Source organism: Thiomicrorhabdus immobilis, from assembly GCF_021654855.1.
Classification (GTDB): domain Bacteria; phylum Pseudomonadota; class Gammaproteobacteria; order Thiomicrospirales; family Thiomicrospiraceae; genus Thiomicrorhabdus; species Thiomicrorhabdus immobilis.
Genome location: NZ_AP024202.1, coordinates 1,021,236 through 1,037,307 on the forward strand (window position 1 = coordinate 1,021,236; position 16,072 = coordinate 1,037,307).

The 16,072-nt window shown below is 43.3% G+C and carries 14 protein-coding genes; 13 read left to right on the top strand and 1 reads right to left on the bottom strand.

Going from position 1 to position 16,072, the window contains the following annotated elements:
• Positions 1 to 62 precede the first annotated feature (62 nt).
• The 6 genes from hrcA (at position 63) to L6421_RS04565 (ending at position 6,811) form a co-directional block, all read left to right on the top strand.
• On the top strand, positions 63 to 1,088 hold the full coding sequence (hrcA, locus tag L6421_RS04540) for a heat-inducible transcriptional repressor HrcA (RefSeq protein ID WP_237264009.1): 1,026 nt from the start codon (positions 63 to 65) through the stop codon (positions 1,086 to 1,088).
• Positions 1,089 to 1,195: 107 nt separating this feature from the next.
• Positions 1,196 to 1,765 carry a nucleotide exchange factor GrpE gene (gene grpE, locus L6421_RS04545; RefSeq protein WP_237264011.1) on the top strand — a complete coding sequence of 190 codons (570 nt, stop codon included), beginning with the start codon at positions 1,196 to 1,198 and terminating at the stop codon, positions 1,763 to 1,765.
• A 223-nt stretch (positions 1,766 to 1,988) separates the two neighbouring features.
• The gene (gene dnaK / locus L6421_RS04550; RefSeq protein WP_237264012.1) at positions 1,989 to 3,908 is read left to right on the top strand and encodes a molecular chaperone DnaK; all 1,920 of its coding nucleotides are present in this window, start codon (positions 1,989 to 1,991) and stop codon (positions 3,906 to 3,908) included.
• Positions 3,909 to 4,113: 205 nt separating this feature from the next.
• Complete coding sequence (dnaJ, locus tag L6421_RS04555; protein WP_237264013.1) at positions 4,114 to 5,286, top strand: molecular chaperone DnaJ; 1,173 nt, start codon at positions 4,114 to 4,116, stop codon at positions 5,284 to 5,286.
• 45 nt (positions 5,287 to 5,331) lie between these two features.
• Positions 5,332 to 6,132, top strand: coding sequence for a 4-hydroxy-tetrahydrodipicolinate reductase (dapB, locus tag L6421_RS04560; RefSeq protein WP_237264014.1), 801 nt, complete (start codon positions 5,332 to 5,334; stop codon positions 6,130 to 6,132).
• A gap of 184 nt (positions 6,133 to 6,316) precedes the next feature.
• Positions 6,317 to 6,811, top strand: coding sequence for a C40 family peptidase (locus L6421_RS04565; RefSeq protein WP_237264015.1), 495 nt, complete (start codon positions 6,317 to 6,319; stop codon positions 6,809 to 6,811).
• A gap of 134 nt (positions 6,812 to 6,945) precedes the next feature.
• Here L6421_RS04565 and amrS read toward each other — a convergent pair whose 3' ends face one another.
• Complete coding sequence (amrS, locus tag L6421_RS04570) at positions 6,946 to 8,034, bottom strand: AmmeMemoRadiSam system radical SAM enzyme (protein ID WP_237264016.1); 1,089 nt, start codon at positions 8,032 to 8,034, stop codon at positions 6,946 to 6,948.
• Positions 8,035 to 8,109: 75 nt separating this feature from the next.
• Here amrS and amrB point away from each other — a divergent pair, with 75 nt between their 5' ends.
• From amrB to L6421_RS04605, 7 genes are all read left to right on the top strand, one after another.
• Entirely contained in the window at positions 8,110 to 8,916 is an 807-nt protein-coding gene (gene amrB / locus L6421_RS04575) for an AmmeMemoRadiSam system protein B (RefSeq protein ID WP_237264017.1), read from the top strand.
• Between the two features lie 10 nt (positions 8,917 to 8,926).
• Positions 8,927 to 9,502: an AmmeMemoRadiSam system protein A gene (gene amrA, locus L6421_RS04580; protein ID WP_237264019.1), complete on the top strand. Its 576-nt coding sequence runs from the start codon at positions 8,927 to 8,929 to the stop codon at positions 9,500 to 9,502.
• Positions 9,503 to 9,931: 429 nt separating this feature from the next.
• Positions 9,932 to 11,077, top strand: a complete 1,146-nt coding sequence (gene carA, locus L6421_RS04585; protein WP_375540386.1) for a glutamine-hydrolyzing carbamoyl-phosphate synthase small subunit — start codon at positions 9,932 to 9,934, stop codon at positions 11,075 to 11,077.
• 18 nt (positions 11,078 to 11,095) lie between these two features.
• Positions 11,096 to 14,311 carry a carbamoyl-phosphate synthase large subunit gene (gene carB, locus L6421_RS04590; protein WP_237264027.1) on the top strand — a complete coding sequence of 1,072 codons (3,216 nt, stop codon included), beginning with the start codon at positions 11,096 to 11,098 and terminating at the stop codon, positions 14,309 to 14,311.
• Between the two features lie 105 nt (positions 14,312 to 14,416).
• A complete protein-coding gene (greA, locus tag L6421_RS04595) occupies positions 14,417 to 14,893 on the top strand; it encodes a transcription elongation factor GreA (protein ID WP_237264029.1) in 477 nt (158 codons plus the stop codon).
• A gap of 126 nt (positions 14,894 to 15,019) precedes the next feature.
• Complete coding sequence (locus L6421_RS04600) at positions 15,020 to 15,505, top strand: DUF4149 domain-containing protein (RefSeq protein ID WP_255695506.1); 486 nt, start codon at positions 15,020 to 15,022, stop codon at positions 15,503 to 15,505.
• Between the two features lie 120 nt (positions 15,506 to 15,625).
• Entirely contained in the window at positions 15,626 to 15,982 is a 357-nt protein-coding gene (locus L6421_RS04605) for a hypothetical protein (protein WP_237264033.1), read from the top strand.
• The last annotated feature ends 90 nt before the right edge of the window (positions 15,983 to 16,072 follow it).

Consider the following 16,072-nt stretch of genomic DNA (forward strand, 5'->3'; position numbering starts at 1 on the left):
TAAGTCTTGAATAACCGTTTTAGGCACCTATAATTTAGCAGTCTAGTATTGAGAGTGCTGAAATGTTAAACGACCGTTCACAACTATTGTTTAAAAACTTAATGGGATTATACCTTAATGATGGTAAGCCGGTAGGGTCAACTACATTGGCTAAACTGCCCGATATTGGATTAAGTTCAGCAACGGTTCGAAATGTGATGGCCGACCTTGAGAAAATGGGGTTGATTCATGCTCCACATACCTCGGCTGGACGCGTTCCAACCGAAGTCGGTTATCGATTTTTTATCGATTCCATGCTGACCTATCAGCCGTTGTCACGTCAAAAAGAGGCGAGTATTCGCCATGAGCTGGCAGTTGGCTTAAATCAGGATGCCTTGATGGAGAGTGCTTCCAAGATTCTATCGGGTATTACCGGTATGACCAGTTTGGTGTTAATGCCAAAAAAAGAGCAAGAAATCTTAAGGCATATTGACTTCATCTCGTTGAGCGCTAACCGGGTATTGGTGGTGTTGGTCTTTAATGACCAGGATGTGCAAAACCGTATTATTGAACTAGAGCAACCGATTAGTAGTGATGAGCTTCAAAAAACCGCCAATTTTTTAAATGAACAGTGTTTAGGTAAAAATCTGGCCGAAGCCAAACAATTTCTCATGAATAGAATGGATAGCATTCGTTCGACCACCAATAGTTTTATGTCATCTATTGTGCAGGCGACCGACCATGTTTTGGAAGAGCAGTTGGTGCAGAAAATGCCGTTTTTGGTTTCAGGTAAAACCAATCTGCTTAACTACCAAGAACTCGCCAATTCAGAAAAACTTAAGGCGTTGTTCAACGCATTCAATCAACACTCCGAAATGCTCAACTTGCTGGATAAAAGCATGCAGGCACAGGGTGTACAAGTATTTGTCGGTCAAGAATGCGGCAGTGAAATCTATAGCGGTTGCAGTATCATCACCAAGCCTTATGAAGTTGACGGTGAAGTGATGGGAGTGCTTGGGGTGGTTGGTCCAAGCCGCATGGATTATCAAAAAGTCGTGCCGAAGGTGGATATGACAGCAAAAATTTTAGGTTCGCTCTTGAAAAAGTAGGGCTGCAACACCACATAATTTGCACTAATGTAAAAACAGAATTTATAAACCGTTTATTAAAATCGTGACCACTTAAATCGTGGTGGAATGTAATAGGAAGTAAGTCAATGACCGATACAAAACAGACACAGCAAACTGAAGAACAAATTCCAACAGCAGAAGAAGCGATTCAGCAAGCGGATGATGCTTTAGAGGATGCCCAGCAAACCGTTCAAGAAGATATTGCGGCACTGCTGGAAGAAGCGCGTGCTGAAGCTGAAAAGCATAAAGATATGGCGTTACGTGTGCAGGCCGATATGGAAAACTTGCGTCGTCGTACCCGTTTGGATGTGGAAAGTGCCCATAAGTTCGCATTGGAGAAGTTTGTTAATGCATTGATTCCGGCTATGGACTCTATGGAAATGGGTATGGAAGCGGCTGGTAAAGAGGGTGCGACCATCGAAAGCATCAGTGAAGGGGTTGAAATGACCTTTAAGCAACTGCTTGATGTGTTGCAATCATTCAATGTAGAACGCATTGATCCAACTGGAGAGAAGTTTGACCCGCAATTGCATGAAGCGATGACCATGATTCCGTCGCCAGATCATGAAACCAATACGGTGGTAGATACCATTCAGAAAGGCTATACCTTGAATGAGCGTTTAGTTCGTGCCGCGCGAGTTATTGTGGCTCAGTAAGTGAAGTTTCAGGTAAAAAATCAGCGGAATAATACGTTAATAAAACTTTCTGCTGAAAATTACCAAAAAAAAACAATTTTAGACTTGAAAGCAGTTTTTACAGCCCTATATACAAGTCAACAAACAATTTAAACATTATTTTAAGAATTAACTTTTTACCCGCCTTGGTCAAGTTCAAAGCCACCAGGCCTGGTAACTAAGTTTGCAATTTGGAGTGAATCAAATGGCTAAAATTATTGGTATCGATTTAGGAACCACCAACTCATGTGTAGCAGTAATGGAAGGGAAAGACGTTAAGGTTATCCCTAACGCTGAAGGTGCACGTACAACTCCTTCTATCGTTGGTTATACAGCGGATGGTGAAGTTTTAGTTGGTGATTCAGCTAAACGTCAAGCGGTAACAAACCCTGAAAACACGTTATTCGCAATCAAGCGTTTAATCGGTCGTCGTGCAGATGATGCGGTTGTCGCAAAAGATAAGGACATGGTTCCTTACAAAATCGTTGCGGCAGATAACGGTGATGCATGGGTTGAAGTAGATGGTAAAAAACTTTCTCCACAAGAAGTTTCTGCTAAAACACTGACAAAAATGAAGAAAACGGCTGAAGATTATCTAGGTCATGAAGTGACTGAAGCGGTCATCACGGTTCCGGCTTACTTCAACGATGCTCAGCGTCAAGCGACTAAAGATGCCGGTAAGATTGCGGGTCTTGATGTTAAACGTATCATCAACGAACCAACGGCTGCGGCACTTGCGTACGGTATGGATAAGGCCAAAGGCGACAGCAAAATCGCCGTTTACGATTTAGGTGGGGGTACTTTCGATATCTCTATCATTGAAGTGGCTGACCTTGATGGTGAGAAGCAAGTAGAAGTACTTTCTACAAACGGTGACACTTTCTTAGGTGGTGAAGACTTTGATAACGTGATTGTTGAGTACATCGCGTCAGAGTTCAAAAAAGACCAGAACGTCGATCTTAAATTAGATAAGTTGGCTCTACAGCGTGTTCGTGAAGCGGCAGAGAAAGCGAAAATCGAACTTTCTTCACGTGAGCAGACTGACATCAACCTACCTTACGTAACGGCTGATGCCACTGGGCCTAAGCACTTAAACATGAAAATCACGCGTGCTAAGTTCGAGTCTTTGATTGAAGATTTGGTTAAACGTTCAATCGAGCCATGTAAAATCGCACTTAAAGATGCAGGTCTTTCTGCTTCTGAAATTGACGATGTTATCTTGGTAGGTGGTTCAACACGTGTACCAATGGTTCAAGCGGCGGTTAAAGAGTTCTTCGGTAAAGAGCCACGTAAAGATGTAAACCCTGATGAAGCGGTAGCAATGGGTGCGGCGATTCAAGGTGGTGTACTTTCTGGTGATGTAAACGATGTACTTCTTTTAGACGTGACGCCATTATCCCTAGGTATTGAGACGATGGGTGGTGTTATGACTAAGTTGATTGAGAAGAACACAACTATCCCAACTCGTAAGTCACAAGTATTCTCGACAGCAGAAGATAACCAATCAGCGGTTACTATTCATGTTGTACAGGGTGAACGTGAAATGGCAGCGGGTAACAAGTCTTTAGGCCAGTTCAACCTAGACGAGATTCCAGCGGCTCCACGTGGTATGCCTCAAATCGAAGTAACATTTGATATTGACGCTAACGGTATCTTGAATGTCTCTGCAAAAGATAAGAATACCGGTAAAGAGCAGCACATCACAATCCAAGCGTCTTCTGGTCTTTCTGAAGAAGAGATTGAAGCGATGGTAAGAGATGCTGAAGCACATGCTGAAGAAGATGCAAAAATGAAAGAGCTTGTAGAAGCTCGTAACCAAGCGGATGCAATGGTTCACGCAACGCAAAAAATGGTTAAAGATGCAGGCGATTCAGTAGATTCAGCTGAGAAAGAAGCTATTGATGCGGCAGTTAAAGCGGTTGAAGATGCGATTAAAGGCGATGACAAAGCGGCGATTGAAGAGTCGGTTGCTAAGTTAGCGGAAGCTAGCCAGTCAGTGGCTCAAAAAGCGCAAGCTAAACAGCAAGCCGGTGGTGCAGAAGCTCAAGAGCAAGGTTCTACAGATAATGCAGACGATGACATCGTAGATGCTGAATTTGAAGAAGTGAATGACGATAAGAAGTAATTCTTAGAGCTAACCACAAAGGCACGAAGACACGAAGTTTTGATGGATTTAATTTAAATTGATCAAAATGGAAAGGTCTTCGTGCTTTTCTATTTAAATAATTAGTTTGTATCCGAAAACAATCTTAAAAACTTCGTGACTTCGTGTCTTCGTGGTTAAAAAGTTTTTTGATATTAATTAGATTAAAGAATAAAACGAGAAATCGATGAGTAAAACCTGTTACTACGAAATCCTATCCGTTTCTAAAACGGCTTCTGAAGGTGAAATTAAAAAAGCCTACCGTAAAATGGCGATGAAATATCACCCTGACCGTAATCCGGATGATGCAGAAGCAGAAAACAAATTCAAAGAAGCGGCTGAAGCCTATGAAATCTTATCAGACCCACAAAAACGAGCGACTTATGACCAGTTCGGTCACGCTGGTTTAGAAGGCGGTCATGGCCATGGTGGTGGCTTCGGCGGAGGTGGTTTTGGTGATGCCTTTGGGGATATCTTCGGTGATATCTTCGGCGGCGGCTTTGGCGGGCATCGAGGGCCGCAACCAGGTCAAGATTTACAGTATGAGCTAGAAGTTTCGCTTGAAGATGCGGTTGCCGGTACAACCGTTGATATTCGTATTCCAACCAAAGACATTTGCGATGCCTGTGATGGTTCCGGTGCTGAGCCTGGTAGCGATGTTGAAACTTGTCCAACCTGTCATGGTGCTGGCCAGGTGCGTATGCAGCAAGGTTTCTTTGCGGTGAACCGTACTTGTCCTAGTTGTCATGGTTCTGGTAAGTTGATTAAAACACCGTGTAAAAAATGTCGTGGTGAAGGTTATACCCATGACCATAAAACGCTGTCAGTGAAAATTCCGGCCGGAGTGGATACGGGTGACCGCATTCGTCTGCAAGGTGAAGGTGAAGCGGGTGAGCCAGGTGCGCCACGCGGTGACCTATATGTGCGTATTCGTGTGAAAAAACATGCGATTTTTGAACGTGACGGCAACACTCTTTATTGTGAACTGCCAATCGGTTTCGCGACAGCGGCATTGGGTGGCGCGATTGATGTACCTACTTTGGGCGGCAAAGCCAGCTTGAAGATTCCTGCTGGAACTCAGTCGGGTCAACGTTTTAAACTGGCTGGTAAAGGGGTCAAATCGGTTCGTTCATCCCATATCGGTGACATGATTGTATTGGTCAATATCGAAACACCAGTTAAGTTAACGGCTCGTCAAAAAGAGTTGTTGCAAGAGTTTGATGAAAGCTTACAAGGTAAACATCATAAGCAGCATAGTCCGCAGGCCCATAGCTTCTTTGATTCGGTTAAATCGTTCTTCACCGGCGATGATGACGATGATAAATCTTCTAAAAAAGATAAAAACGAGCCTTGGAATTAGTAGAATATTCGCTCAACCACTGGTAACTATCGCAAAGGATAATAGATGAGAGTAGCAATTATTGGCGCTTCGGGCCGTATGGGAAAAAACCTGATTGATGCGGTCAACCAAACTCAAGGTTTGACGGTTAGCGCAGCGATTGAACGTCCAGATAGCTCTTTGATTGGTGCCGATGCCGGTGAATTAGCCGGTGTTGGTAAGTTAGGAGTGGCTATTGTCGGCTCAATTGAATCGGTAGTCGATGATTTTGATGTCTTAATCGATTTCACAACGCCTGCTACGACGATTCATAACTTAGAGGTCTGTGTTGCCAATAATAAAAAAATTGTCATTGGCACCACCGGTTTTGATGATGCCGGGCTGGCAGCCATCGATAAAGCGGCTGAGAGCATTGCGGTGATTTTTGCGGCAAACTTCAGCGTGGGGGTTAACCTCTGCTTAAAACTGTTGAAGCAAGCGGCTGAGGTGTTGAACGAAGGTTACGATATCGAAGTGATCGAGGGGCATCACCGCCATAAGGTAGATGCGCCATCTGGGACGGCCTTACGTATGGGGGAAGTGGTTGCGGAGACTTTAGGGCGTGATTTGAAAACCTGTGCGGTGTATGGCCGTGAAGGGATTACTGGCGCTCGTGATCCGAATACCATCGGTTTTGCCACTGTGCGTGCGGGAGATATTGTGGGTGATCATACGGTATTGTTTGCTACCGAGGGTGAGCGTGTCGAAATCACTCACAAAGCGTCTAGCCGCATGACCTTTGCCAATGGCGCAGCGCGTTCTTGTAATTGGCTTGCAAATAAAGATAAAGGTTTGTTCGATATGCAGGATGTGCTTAATTTGCGCTAACTGTCGATATTGTCCGAAACCGTTTGGTTATCTTCAAAAGGCACTCATTTGAGTGCCTTTTTTGTATCTTTGCAATTTGTTTGATTCGAATTCTATTGGAGTAAAAGTAGCTAGTAATTTACTTTTGAAACCCTCTGTTGTTAGAATGCACTTTAAGTTAAGTTCTTAAGGTAGATGGATTAAGATGTTCAATCTGTTAAAAGTCAGCGTTGTCAGTGTTTTCATCTTGATGTTATTCGGCTGCTCATCCACTCCTTCGCAAAAAAGCCAATCCATTAAAATCGCCAAAAAAGTCGATTTATCACAAACCCATCAAGTCAAGAACCTGATTCTTTCGCAATATGCTTTATGGAAAGGGACTCCCTATGAGTATGGCGGAACGGATTTGAATGGTGTGGATTGCTCAGCATTTGTTCAAAATACCTACCGTACTAAGCTCGGTTATAACATCCCTAGAACCACTCGCACCCAAATCAAATTGGGTAGTAATGTGTCCAAACAAAAGCTACAAGTAGGGGATATCGTTTTTTTTAAAACCGGCCGAAACTCGTTACATAACGGTATCTATATTGGCGATTCCAAGTTTATCCATGCTTCTACCAGCAAGGGGGTGACTATCTCCAGTTTAGAGAATCGTTATTGGCAACAAACCTATTACACCTCTAAACGCATTCGTTGAATTTTATGCAAACAGAAACAGCTACTCACCAGGCCTGGTGAGTGGCTGTTTTGTTGTAAATATTTAAATGAGAGTAGTAGCGGCGATTGATTACCTTAAATCCGCTGGGAATCGCAAGAAAAACGCTTCCCTGACTAGCTTAAACGAATCGGCAGGCGTTTATTTCCCCAATCACCTGGTTGCTCTTGATAAACTCCTGCAACAGGCGTGTTACAGTGTTGGCAGCAGCCGTTATTGAGTTGCCAATCCGTGATTTGGTAGTATTGACGCTCAATCACTTTTTCACCACAATTCGGGCAGTAAGTCGCTTGGCCTTCAAAATCGAGTACATTTCCGGTATAGACAAACTTTAATCCAGCATCCATCGCAATCTTACGCGCCTTTTCCAAGGTTTCAATTGGTGTTTCAGGATTGTTCATCATGCGGTAATCAGGGTGGTATTTGGTAAAATGCAGTGGTACTTCGTCGCCACAATGTTCAATAATCCATTCCGCCATTTGCGCAAGCTCTTTCTCCGAGTCGTTTTCACCAGGAATCAACAAGGTGGTCAATTCCATCCAGGTATCGGTTTCATTGGCGACATATTCGATGGTGTCTAAAACCGGCTGTAATTTGGCTCCCGTGAGTTTTTGATAAAAGCGTTCATTGAAGGCCTTTAAGTCGATATTGGTGGCGTCCATCGCCTTAAAGAATTCTTCGCGTGGTTGTTCGCTGATATATCCCGCGGTTACCGCGACATTTTTGATCCCTTGTTCCTTGCATGCTAAAGCCGTATCGATCGCGTATTCATAGAATATGACAGGGTCATTGTAGGTGTAGGCTACCGAAGCGCATTGATAGGTTTTTGCGGCATCGGCCAACATTTCCGGAGAGGCTTGATCGAGTAGTCGATCCATATCACGCGCTTTTGACATATCCCAGTTTTGACAAAACTTACAAGCCAGGTTGCAACCCGCTGTTCCAAAGGAGAGGACGGATGACCCTGGTAGGAATTGGTTAAGAGGTTTTTTTTCAATCGGGTCGATGCAAAAACCGCTGGATCGGCCATAGGATGTTAACCACATTTGGTCGTTTTTTCGGCCTCTAACAAAGCAAAAACCTCGTTGATTCTCGTGCAATTGGCAGTGGCGAGGGCAGAGGTCACATTGAATTAAGTCGTTGTTGACTTGATGCCAGTGTTCAACCGGAATGATGGAAGCATGGCTTAAATCGATGTCTTTCATGTAATTTACCTTGAAAATATTGAGTATATTCTTATATATATAGCTAAGTTATTAGTATTCAAGGAAATTATGGTTATGGATGTTCGCTTTCCAGCGGTTACAGGTCTTTTTTATCCTGATTCTGCACAAGAAATACAGGATTTCATAAAGGGCTGTTATAGCCAAATTACAGTTAGAGATGAGAGCAAAGATAAGGCACCTCGTGCATTGATTGTGCCTCATGCAGGATATGTCTATTCAGGATGCAGTGCATTACAAGGCTATCAGTATTGGCAGAACACAGACACAGAAATTAAAACGGTTGTGGTGATTGGCCCTGCACACAGGGTTGCGTTCAATGGGGTGGCAACAGTCAGTGTCGATGCTTTACAAACCCCTTTGGGGCTGGTTGAGGTCGATTGCCCGCTAAGGGACGAGTTGATAGACCGAGGTTTAATCGGTTTTTCGGATGAGGCAAATGCCCCAGAGCATAGCCTGGAAGTGCAGTTTCCTTTTATTCAGAGTATCGTACCCGGAGCCAAAATAGTACCTTTACTAAGCGGTAGGGTTGATTCCGCTAAGTTGAGTCAGATTATGGAGTATCTATGGTCTAAGAAAGGGGTTTATTTTGTCATCAGTAGCGATTTAAGCCATTTTCATACTTATGAAGAGGCGCAGCGTATTGATCAGCAAACTGCAGACTTTATCAATAATGTAAAGTGGCAATCGCTTAATGGTGAGCGCGCTTGTGGTTATATCGGGATTCAAGCTTTGTTGAGATTGCAGTCCAAACTTGGTTTAAACATCGAGCAACTCAATCTAATCAACTCGGGCGATACAGCGGGTGATAAGCAGCGTGTAGTCGGTTATGGCGCTTGGGCTATTTATGACGGTTTGGCGTAAGGGGGGGATGATGAATCAGATAGCTGAAAACAGTAAACAGATGTTTAAACTCGTGAAGCACTCGATAGAATCGGGTTTAAATCAATCCAATGCAATGATAGATATAGAAAAAATTGCCACCCAAACGCCATTCGATGAAAAGTTAGCTACCTTTGTCACTTTGCATTTACATGGGGAGTTACGAGGTTGCATCGGCTCATTGCAAGCTTACCAATCTCTGGCGGAAGATTTATATGCCAATGCCTATTCAGCTGCATTTAGGGATCCACGGTTTAAACCCTTGGCGGAAAAAGAGTTGCAACATATCGAGGTAGAAATATCGGTATTGACAGCACCAGAACCCATTGAAGGGTGTTCCTCAAAGGATGCCTTGTTAGAGAAGTTGACCCCTTATAAAGATGGTTTGATTATCTCGGATGGGACTTATAGGGCGACTTTTTTACCTTCTGTTTGGGAGCAATTGCCTGATAAGGGGATGTTTGTAGAGCAACTGCTGCGTAAGGCAGGGATCCGTGGTTGGTCGAACCGAATCGATTGCCAGCGTTATTTTGTTGAATCCTATCAATCCAATTGGTTGGACATTTGAGTCGTTGATGGGCACAAGTGGATTTCTAGGTTGATGTAAATTGTTATTAGGTTTGTATATCGGCAAATAACTTGAAAAAGGTCAGTATCGTTTAAGTGTTTTTCAGTGTTTTTTTGGTGTTTTTTTAGTATTTATTTGATAAAAAAATGCCACCAGGCCTGGTCAAAGTTAAATCTTGAAAATGCCAAATAAATGCCGAATTTATGCGGTTATTAATATAGACTTTGCCAAGCTAATGCAGTACAATCCGCGTTATTAATTTTTGCGACTGAAATTAAGCAGTTAATGGCAATTTACGGGGTATTTAGCGGGATGATTAAGGTCATTTAGCAACATCAAAACGGAGTGAGTCTTCTTTGGAGGCTGGCTCCGTTTTTTTGTATGTGCCGTAAATTCCATCATAATCAGCTAATTTCAAAATCACTTTGGATGGATGAATCGATGACACAGGCTTTGCTGGCATTAGAAGATGGAACCCTTTTTTGGGGAACTTCGCTGGGTGCGGAAGGGGAAACAACGGGTGAAGTGGTGTTTAACACTTCATTGACTGGTTACCAAGAGATCCTAACGGATCCTTCTTACTTTAAACAAATTGTTACTTTAACTTACCCACACATCGGGAACGTTGGTGTGAATGCTGAAGATGAAGAGTCTCCAAGCATTATGGCGCAAGGCCTAGTGGTAAAGGATTGTCCTCCATTGATGAGCAACTTCCGAGCAGAAAAGACGTTGCCAGAATATCTTAAAGAACAGAATGTCGTTGCCATCGCCGATATCGATACCCGTAAGTTAACCCGTATTTTGCGTGATAAAGGTGCTCAATCTGGTGTGATTGTGGCCGGTGAAAATATTGATGCTGACGACGCAGTTGCCAAAGCCAAAGCGTTCAGCGGCCTAAAAGGTTTGGACTTGGCTAAAGAAGTCACGACTCCAGAAACTTATGTCTGGACAGAAGGTTCTTGGGAACTTGGTAAAGGTCATGCGGATTGTTCCGCCAATAATGGATTTCACATCGTAGCTTATGATTATGGTGTCAAGCGTAACATCCTGCGCATGATTGCCGACCGTGGTTGTAAGTTAACTGTTGTACCAGCAAAAACACCAGCCGAAGACGTGTTAGCCATGAATCCAGATGGTGTTTTCTTATCGAACGGTCCTGGTGATCCAGAGCCATGTGATTACGCAATTGAAGCGATTCAGAAAGTGTTAGAAACGGATATTCCAGTATTTGGTATCTGTTTAGGTCACCAATTACTTGCCTTGGCGAGTGGTGCAAAAACCGTGAAGATGAAGTTTGGTCATCACGGTGCCAACCACCCGGTTCAAGACATGGAAACCAAAAAAGTGATGATTACTTCACAGAACCACGGTTTTGCGGTTGATGCGGACTCTTTGCCGGATAATCTTGTCGCGACTCACAAGTCGTTGTTTGATGGTTCTTTACAGGGAATATCCCGTACCGATAAGTCTGCATTCAGTTTCCAAGGGCATCCAGAAGCGAGTCCAGGTCCACACGATGTAGCACCTTTGTTTGACCAATTTATTGATAATATTAAAAACGCGAAAAACGCATAACGGATAGTAGGAATTAGAATGCCAAAAAGAAGTGATATAAAAAGTATTATGATTATTGGTGCTGGCCCTATTATTATCGGTCAAGCATGCGAATTCGATTACTCTGGAGTTCAGGCGTGTAAAGCGCTTAAAGAAGAAGGTTACCGTGTAATCTTGGTGAACTCTAACCCAGCAACCATCATGACAGATCCTGAGATGGCGGATGCAACCTATATCGAACCAATCGAATGGAAAACGGTTGAAGCGATTATCGCTAAAGAACGTCCTGATGCAATCCTACCAACTATGGGTGGACAGACAGCGCTTAACTGTGCATTAGACTTGGATGCCAAAGGGGTTTTGGCCAAGTACGATGTCGAGTTGATTGGTGCGAATGCTGATGCCATCGATAAGGCTGAAAACCGTGACCGTTTCCGTCAAGCGATGACAAAAATCGGTTTGGATATGCCTAAGTCTGATGTGGCGCATAACATGGAAGAAGCTTGGGCTATCCAAGCCACAGTGGGTTTCCCAACGGTTATCCGTCCATCATTCACGTTAGGTGGTTCTGGTGGTGGTATCGCCTACAACAAAGACGAATTTGAACAAATCTGTAAATTCGGTTTGGATCTTTCCCCAACAAAAGAACTTTTGATTGAAGAGTCGATTGAAGGTTGGAAAGAGTATGAGATGGAAGTGGTGCGTGATAAAAACGACAACGCTATCATTGTCTGCTCTATTGAAAACTTAGACCCAATGGGTGTGCATACAGGTGACTCAATTACGGTTGCACCGGCACAAACCTTGACTGATAAAGAATATCAAATCATGCGTAACGCCTCTTTAGCGGTATTACGTGAAATCGGTGTGGAAACAGGGGGCTCTAACGTACAGTTCTCAATCCACCCTGAGACAGGCCGTATGATCATTATCGAGATGAACCCTCGTGTATCTCGTTCATCGGCGTTAGCGTCAAAAGCTACCGGTTTCCCAATCGCTAAGATTGCCGCTAAGTTAGCGGTAGGTTACACACTTGATGAACTGTCAAACGACATCACTAATGGTGCGACTCCGGCGTCATTTGAACCGACTATCGATTACGTGGTAACTAAAGTTCCTCGTTTTACGTTTGAAAAGTTCCCGCAAGCTCAAGATCGTCTATCGACTCAGATGAAGTCGGTAGGTGAGGTTATGGCGATGGGGCGTAACTTCCAAGAGTCGATTCAAAAAGCATTACGTGGTTTGGAAACAGATAAGTCTGGTTTTGATGAAATCATGCCGTTAGCGACAATGGCTGAAAAAGACATCAAAGACAAGTTACGTCAAGAGCTTCGTAATCCAGGTGCACAACGTCTATGGTATGTGGCGGATGCATTCCGTGCAGGTTGGTCTTTGGAAGCGGTTTTTGAAAGTTCTAAAATCGATCCTTGGTTCCTGTCGCAAATCAAAGAGTTGATTGATATGGAAGACGATATCAAGCAACGTGGTTTAGATGCTCTAGATGAAACCTATCTTCGTAACCTAAAACGTAAAGGTTTCTCTGACAATAGACTGGCTAAGTTGCTTGATACTGATGCGGCGTTTGTGCGTAAGTTCCGTCATACCTTGAATGTTCGTCCGGTCTTTAAACGTGTTGATACCTGTGCGGCAGAGTTTGAAACTTCAACGGCTTACATGTATTCAACCTACGATGAAGAGTGTGAAGCGAATCCGACCGATAAAGAAAAAATCATGATTTTAGGTGGTGGTCCAAACCGTATCGGTCAAGGTATCGAATTCGATTACTGCTGTGTTCATGCGGCGATGGCTATGCGTGAAGACGGTTATGAAACCATTATGGTCAACTGTAACCCTGAAACGGTTTCGACCGATTACGATACTTCAGACCGTCTGTACTTTGAGCCGTTAACGCTTGAAGATGTGCTTGAAATCGTGGAAGTTGAAAAGCCTAAGGGTGTTATCGTTCAGTACGGTGGACAGACTCCGCTTAAATTAGCAGAAGATCTAGAAGCGGCAGGAGTGCCGATTGTAGGGACTTCACCAGAGTCTATCGACTTGGCGGAAGACCGTGAGCGTTTCCAGAAGATTTTGAATGACAATGACCTGCTTCAACCACCTAACCGTACAGCGACTAACGCGGACCAAGCGGCGGCATTAGCGAAAGAAATCGGTTATCCATTGGTTGTTCGTCCATCTTATGTATTAGGTGGTCGTGGTATGGAAATCGTTTATGACGAAGCGAACCTTATGCGTTATATGCAAGCGGCGATTGATGTTTCCAATGAATCACCAGTTTTGCTAGACCGTTTCTTGGACGATGCGGTTGAGTTGGATGTGGATGCGATTTGTGATGGTGAGCAGGTTGTTATCGGCGGCATCATGGAGCATATCGAGCAAGCGGGTATCCACTCTGGTGACTCAGCATGTTCTTTACCGCCTTATAGTATTTCTGAAGAGATTCAAGACCGTATTCGTGTTCAGGTTGAAAAAATGGCACATGCTTTAGGTGTTGTTGGTCTGATGAACACCCAGTTTGCGGTTAAGGGTGATGACATCTATGTATTAGAAGTTAACCCTCGTGCTTCGCGTACGGTTCCGTTTGTTTCTAAAGCGATTGGTCATCCTTTAGCTAAAATCGCCGCACGTTGTATGGTGGGTCAAAAGCTGAAAGACCAAGGTTTTACAGCTGAAGTCAAACCAAAACATTATTCTGTGAAAGAAGCGGTATTCCCATTCATCAAGTTCTTGGGTGTGGATCCGATTCTTGGGCCTGAAATGAAGTCGACTGGTGAGGTTATGGGTGTGGGCGAAAACTTTGCCCAAGCCTACTCGAAAGCGTCATTAGCTGCGGGTACCGTTTTACCTCGTACCGGTACGGCGTTCTTGAGTGTGCGTAAAGCGGATCGTGTGCAGGTGGTCGATTTAGCTAAGTTACTTGTGCAAAAAGGCTTCAATATTGTAGCGACTCGTGGTACTGCTACATCTTTGACAGAAGCCGGTATTGCTTGTGAAACGGTTAATAAGGTCACTGAAGGGCGTCCAAATATCGTCGACTCGATTGTTAACGAAGAGATCGCATTGATTGTCAACACTTCGGACGGTTCGGTGAGTATTCAAGACTCTTCAAGTATCCGTCGTGAAGCTTTAATGCATAAGACTTGTTATACAACAACGATTGCAGGGGCGTTTGCCATGGTTGCGGCGATGGAATATTTAGATGATCAACCGGTAACTCGTTTACAAGATATTCACTAAATTTTACCTGTAAAATTAAAGCGCCGAAGCTCAAGATAATTGGGCTTTGGCGTTTTACGTTTAACAACGTTAAAGATACCCATTAATTTGAAAGGATATGATGTTATGCAAAAGCATCCTATGACAAAAGAAGGTGCAGACGCACTTCAAGCTGAATTGAATAAGCTCAAAAAGGAAGATCGTCCTCGCATTACCCAGGCGATTGCGGATGCACGTGAACATGGTGATCTGAAAGAGAATGCTGAATACCATGCGGCGCGTGAACAACAAGGTTTGGTCGAGGCGCGTATCAGTCAGATTGAAGGTCAATTGTCACACGCGCAAATCATCGATGTCACCAAGTTGAACCCGAGTGGCAAGATTGTGTTTGGTGCGACGGTAACCGTTTTAAATGTTGATACAGACGAAGAGCTGACTTACAAGATTGTAGGAAACGAAGAGTCGGATGTGAAGTTGAACAAAATTTCAGTCAATTCACCTATTGCCCGTGCCTTAATCGGTAAAGAAGAGGGGGATGAAGTGATTGTTCAAGCGCCTAGTGGCAACATTGATTACGAGATTGTAGAAGTTCAATACATATAGGTAGTTGATGGTCTAACGTCGTGTAACGATGATATTGTCTTAAAACTATTTAAAACAATCTAAAGCCAGGCTGGATATTACCAGGCCTGGTTTTTTTAAATCTACCAGTTCATTCGTTGGGACATTATGAGTAAGTTGCGTTTTATAAGATCGATTTCGAGTTATTATTCTACGAGTCTTATTATCTACAGTGCACTGATTAGTTTGTTGTTAACAATCGGCTATTTGGTCACGCCTGTGCTGTTTGCGAGTCTGAGTGCCAAGCTGGCTGGATTCATTGCCGGGTTGTTGTTCAATATATCGGGTTATTTGCTCTTGCTGTTTTTGTTACTGTTGCTGGCTTGGCGAATGTCAGTAAGACGGGTGGCAATATCGATATGGTTTGATGCTATCTCACTCTTTTTAATGACTGGATTGTTATGGGTCGTTTCACCTTGGATGACTGAGATCAAGGCGAAATATCCTCAGGGTATAGAAAAAAACGCGGTTGATTGGCCTTTGTTTGCAAGTTTGCATGGTGTTTATCAAGTGGGTTATCTTATTGTTATCATTATGTTAATTGTTGCGATGTTTAAAACCGTAAAATGCATCAAGAGCACACAGGCTAAGTGATAAAAAAACTTTATAAGCATTTCATTATTTTCTAATCCAAATAGGCTTGCAATTTAGATTGAAAACCGTCAAAATTGTCGAGTTACAGCGATAAATTAAAACCTCGGAGTTTATTTAAAAATGAAAAACTTAACACTTAAAGCGTTATTCATTTCTGCAATCGCAGCAATGTCTATGAATGCTCAAGCTGCAGATGATGTATATAGCCAATGTATTACTGATGCTGAAAACGTAATTGCTACTGCTGCTAAAGAAGGTGCTACTGCTGCACGTGCATTAGAGCAAAAAACTGAAGTTGCAGCTTGTATGGCTGAACTAACTAAAATTGAAGCAAAATATGGCGATAAAACTGTAGGTGTTAACCCTTCTTCAGTTATGACTCCTGAAGACCGTGCAGCATGGTCTAAATTGTTCGACGCGATCGATGCTAAAAAATACAAAGGTGTTCGTTACCTTCAAGCAACTTACTACCGTTAATTTGGTACTAAGCGTTGTATAAAAAAAACCGGCTTATGGCCGGTTTTTTTGTTTTAAGCCTTTATGTTAAAAGGGCTAAACTTAATAGAC

Bases quoted from the DNA above. Each gene is read 5' to 3' on its own strand.
- dapB (WP_237264014.1), top strand. From the start codon at position 5,332: ATGAGAGTAGCAATTATTGGCGCTTCGGGCCGTATGGGAAAAAACCTG.
- carB (WP_237264027.1), top strand. From the start codon at position 11,096: ATGCCAAAAAGAAGTGATATAAAAAGTATTATGATTATTGGTGCTGGC.
- L6421_RS04600 (WP_255695506.1), top strand. From the start codon at position 15,020: ATGAGTAAGTTGCGTTTTATAAGATCGATTTCGAGTTATTATTCTACG.
- L6421_RS04565 (WP_237264015.1), top strand. From the start codon at position 6,317: ATGTTCAATCTGTTAAAAGTCAGCGTTGTCAGTGTTTTCATCTTGATG.
- hrcA (WP_237264009.1), top strand. From the start codon at position 63: ATGTTAAACGACCGTTCACAACTATTGTTTAAAAACTTAATGGGATTA.
- dnaK (WP_237264012.1), top strand. From the start codon at position 1,989: ATGGCTAAAATTATTGGTATCGATTTAGGAACCACCAACTCATGTGTA.
- greA (WP_237264029.1), top strand. From the start codon at position 14,417: ATGCAAAAGCATCCTATGACAAAAGAAGGTGCAGACGCACTTCAAGCT.
- amrB (WP_237264017.1), top strand. From the start codon at position 8,110: ATGGATGTTCGCTTTCCAGCGGTTACAGGTCTTTTTTATCCTGATTCT.
- amrS (WP_237264016.1), bottom strand. From the start codon at position 8,034: ATGAAAGACATCGATTTAAGCCATGCTTCCATCATTCCGGTTGAACAC.
- dnaJ (WP_237264013.1), top strand. From the start codon at position 4,114: ATGAGTAAAACCTGTTACTACGAAATCCTATCCGTTTCTAAAACGGCT.
- amrA (WP_237264019.1), top strand. From the start codon at position 8,927: ATGAATCAGATAGCTGAAAACAGTAAACAGATGTTTAAACTCGTGAAG.
- L6421_RS04605 (WP_237264033.1), top strand. From the start codon at position 15,626: ATGAAAAACTTAACACTTAAAGCGTTATTCATTTCTGCAATCGCAGCA.
- grpE (WP_237264011.1), top strand. From the start codon at position 1,196: ATGACCGATACAAAACAGACACAGCAAACTGAAGAACAAATTCCAACA.
- carA (WP_375540386.1), top strand. From the start codon at position 9,932: ATGGATGAATCGATGACACAGGCTTTGCTGGCATTAGAAGATGGAACC.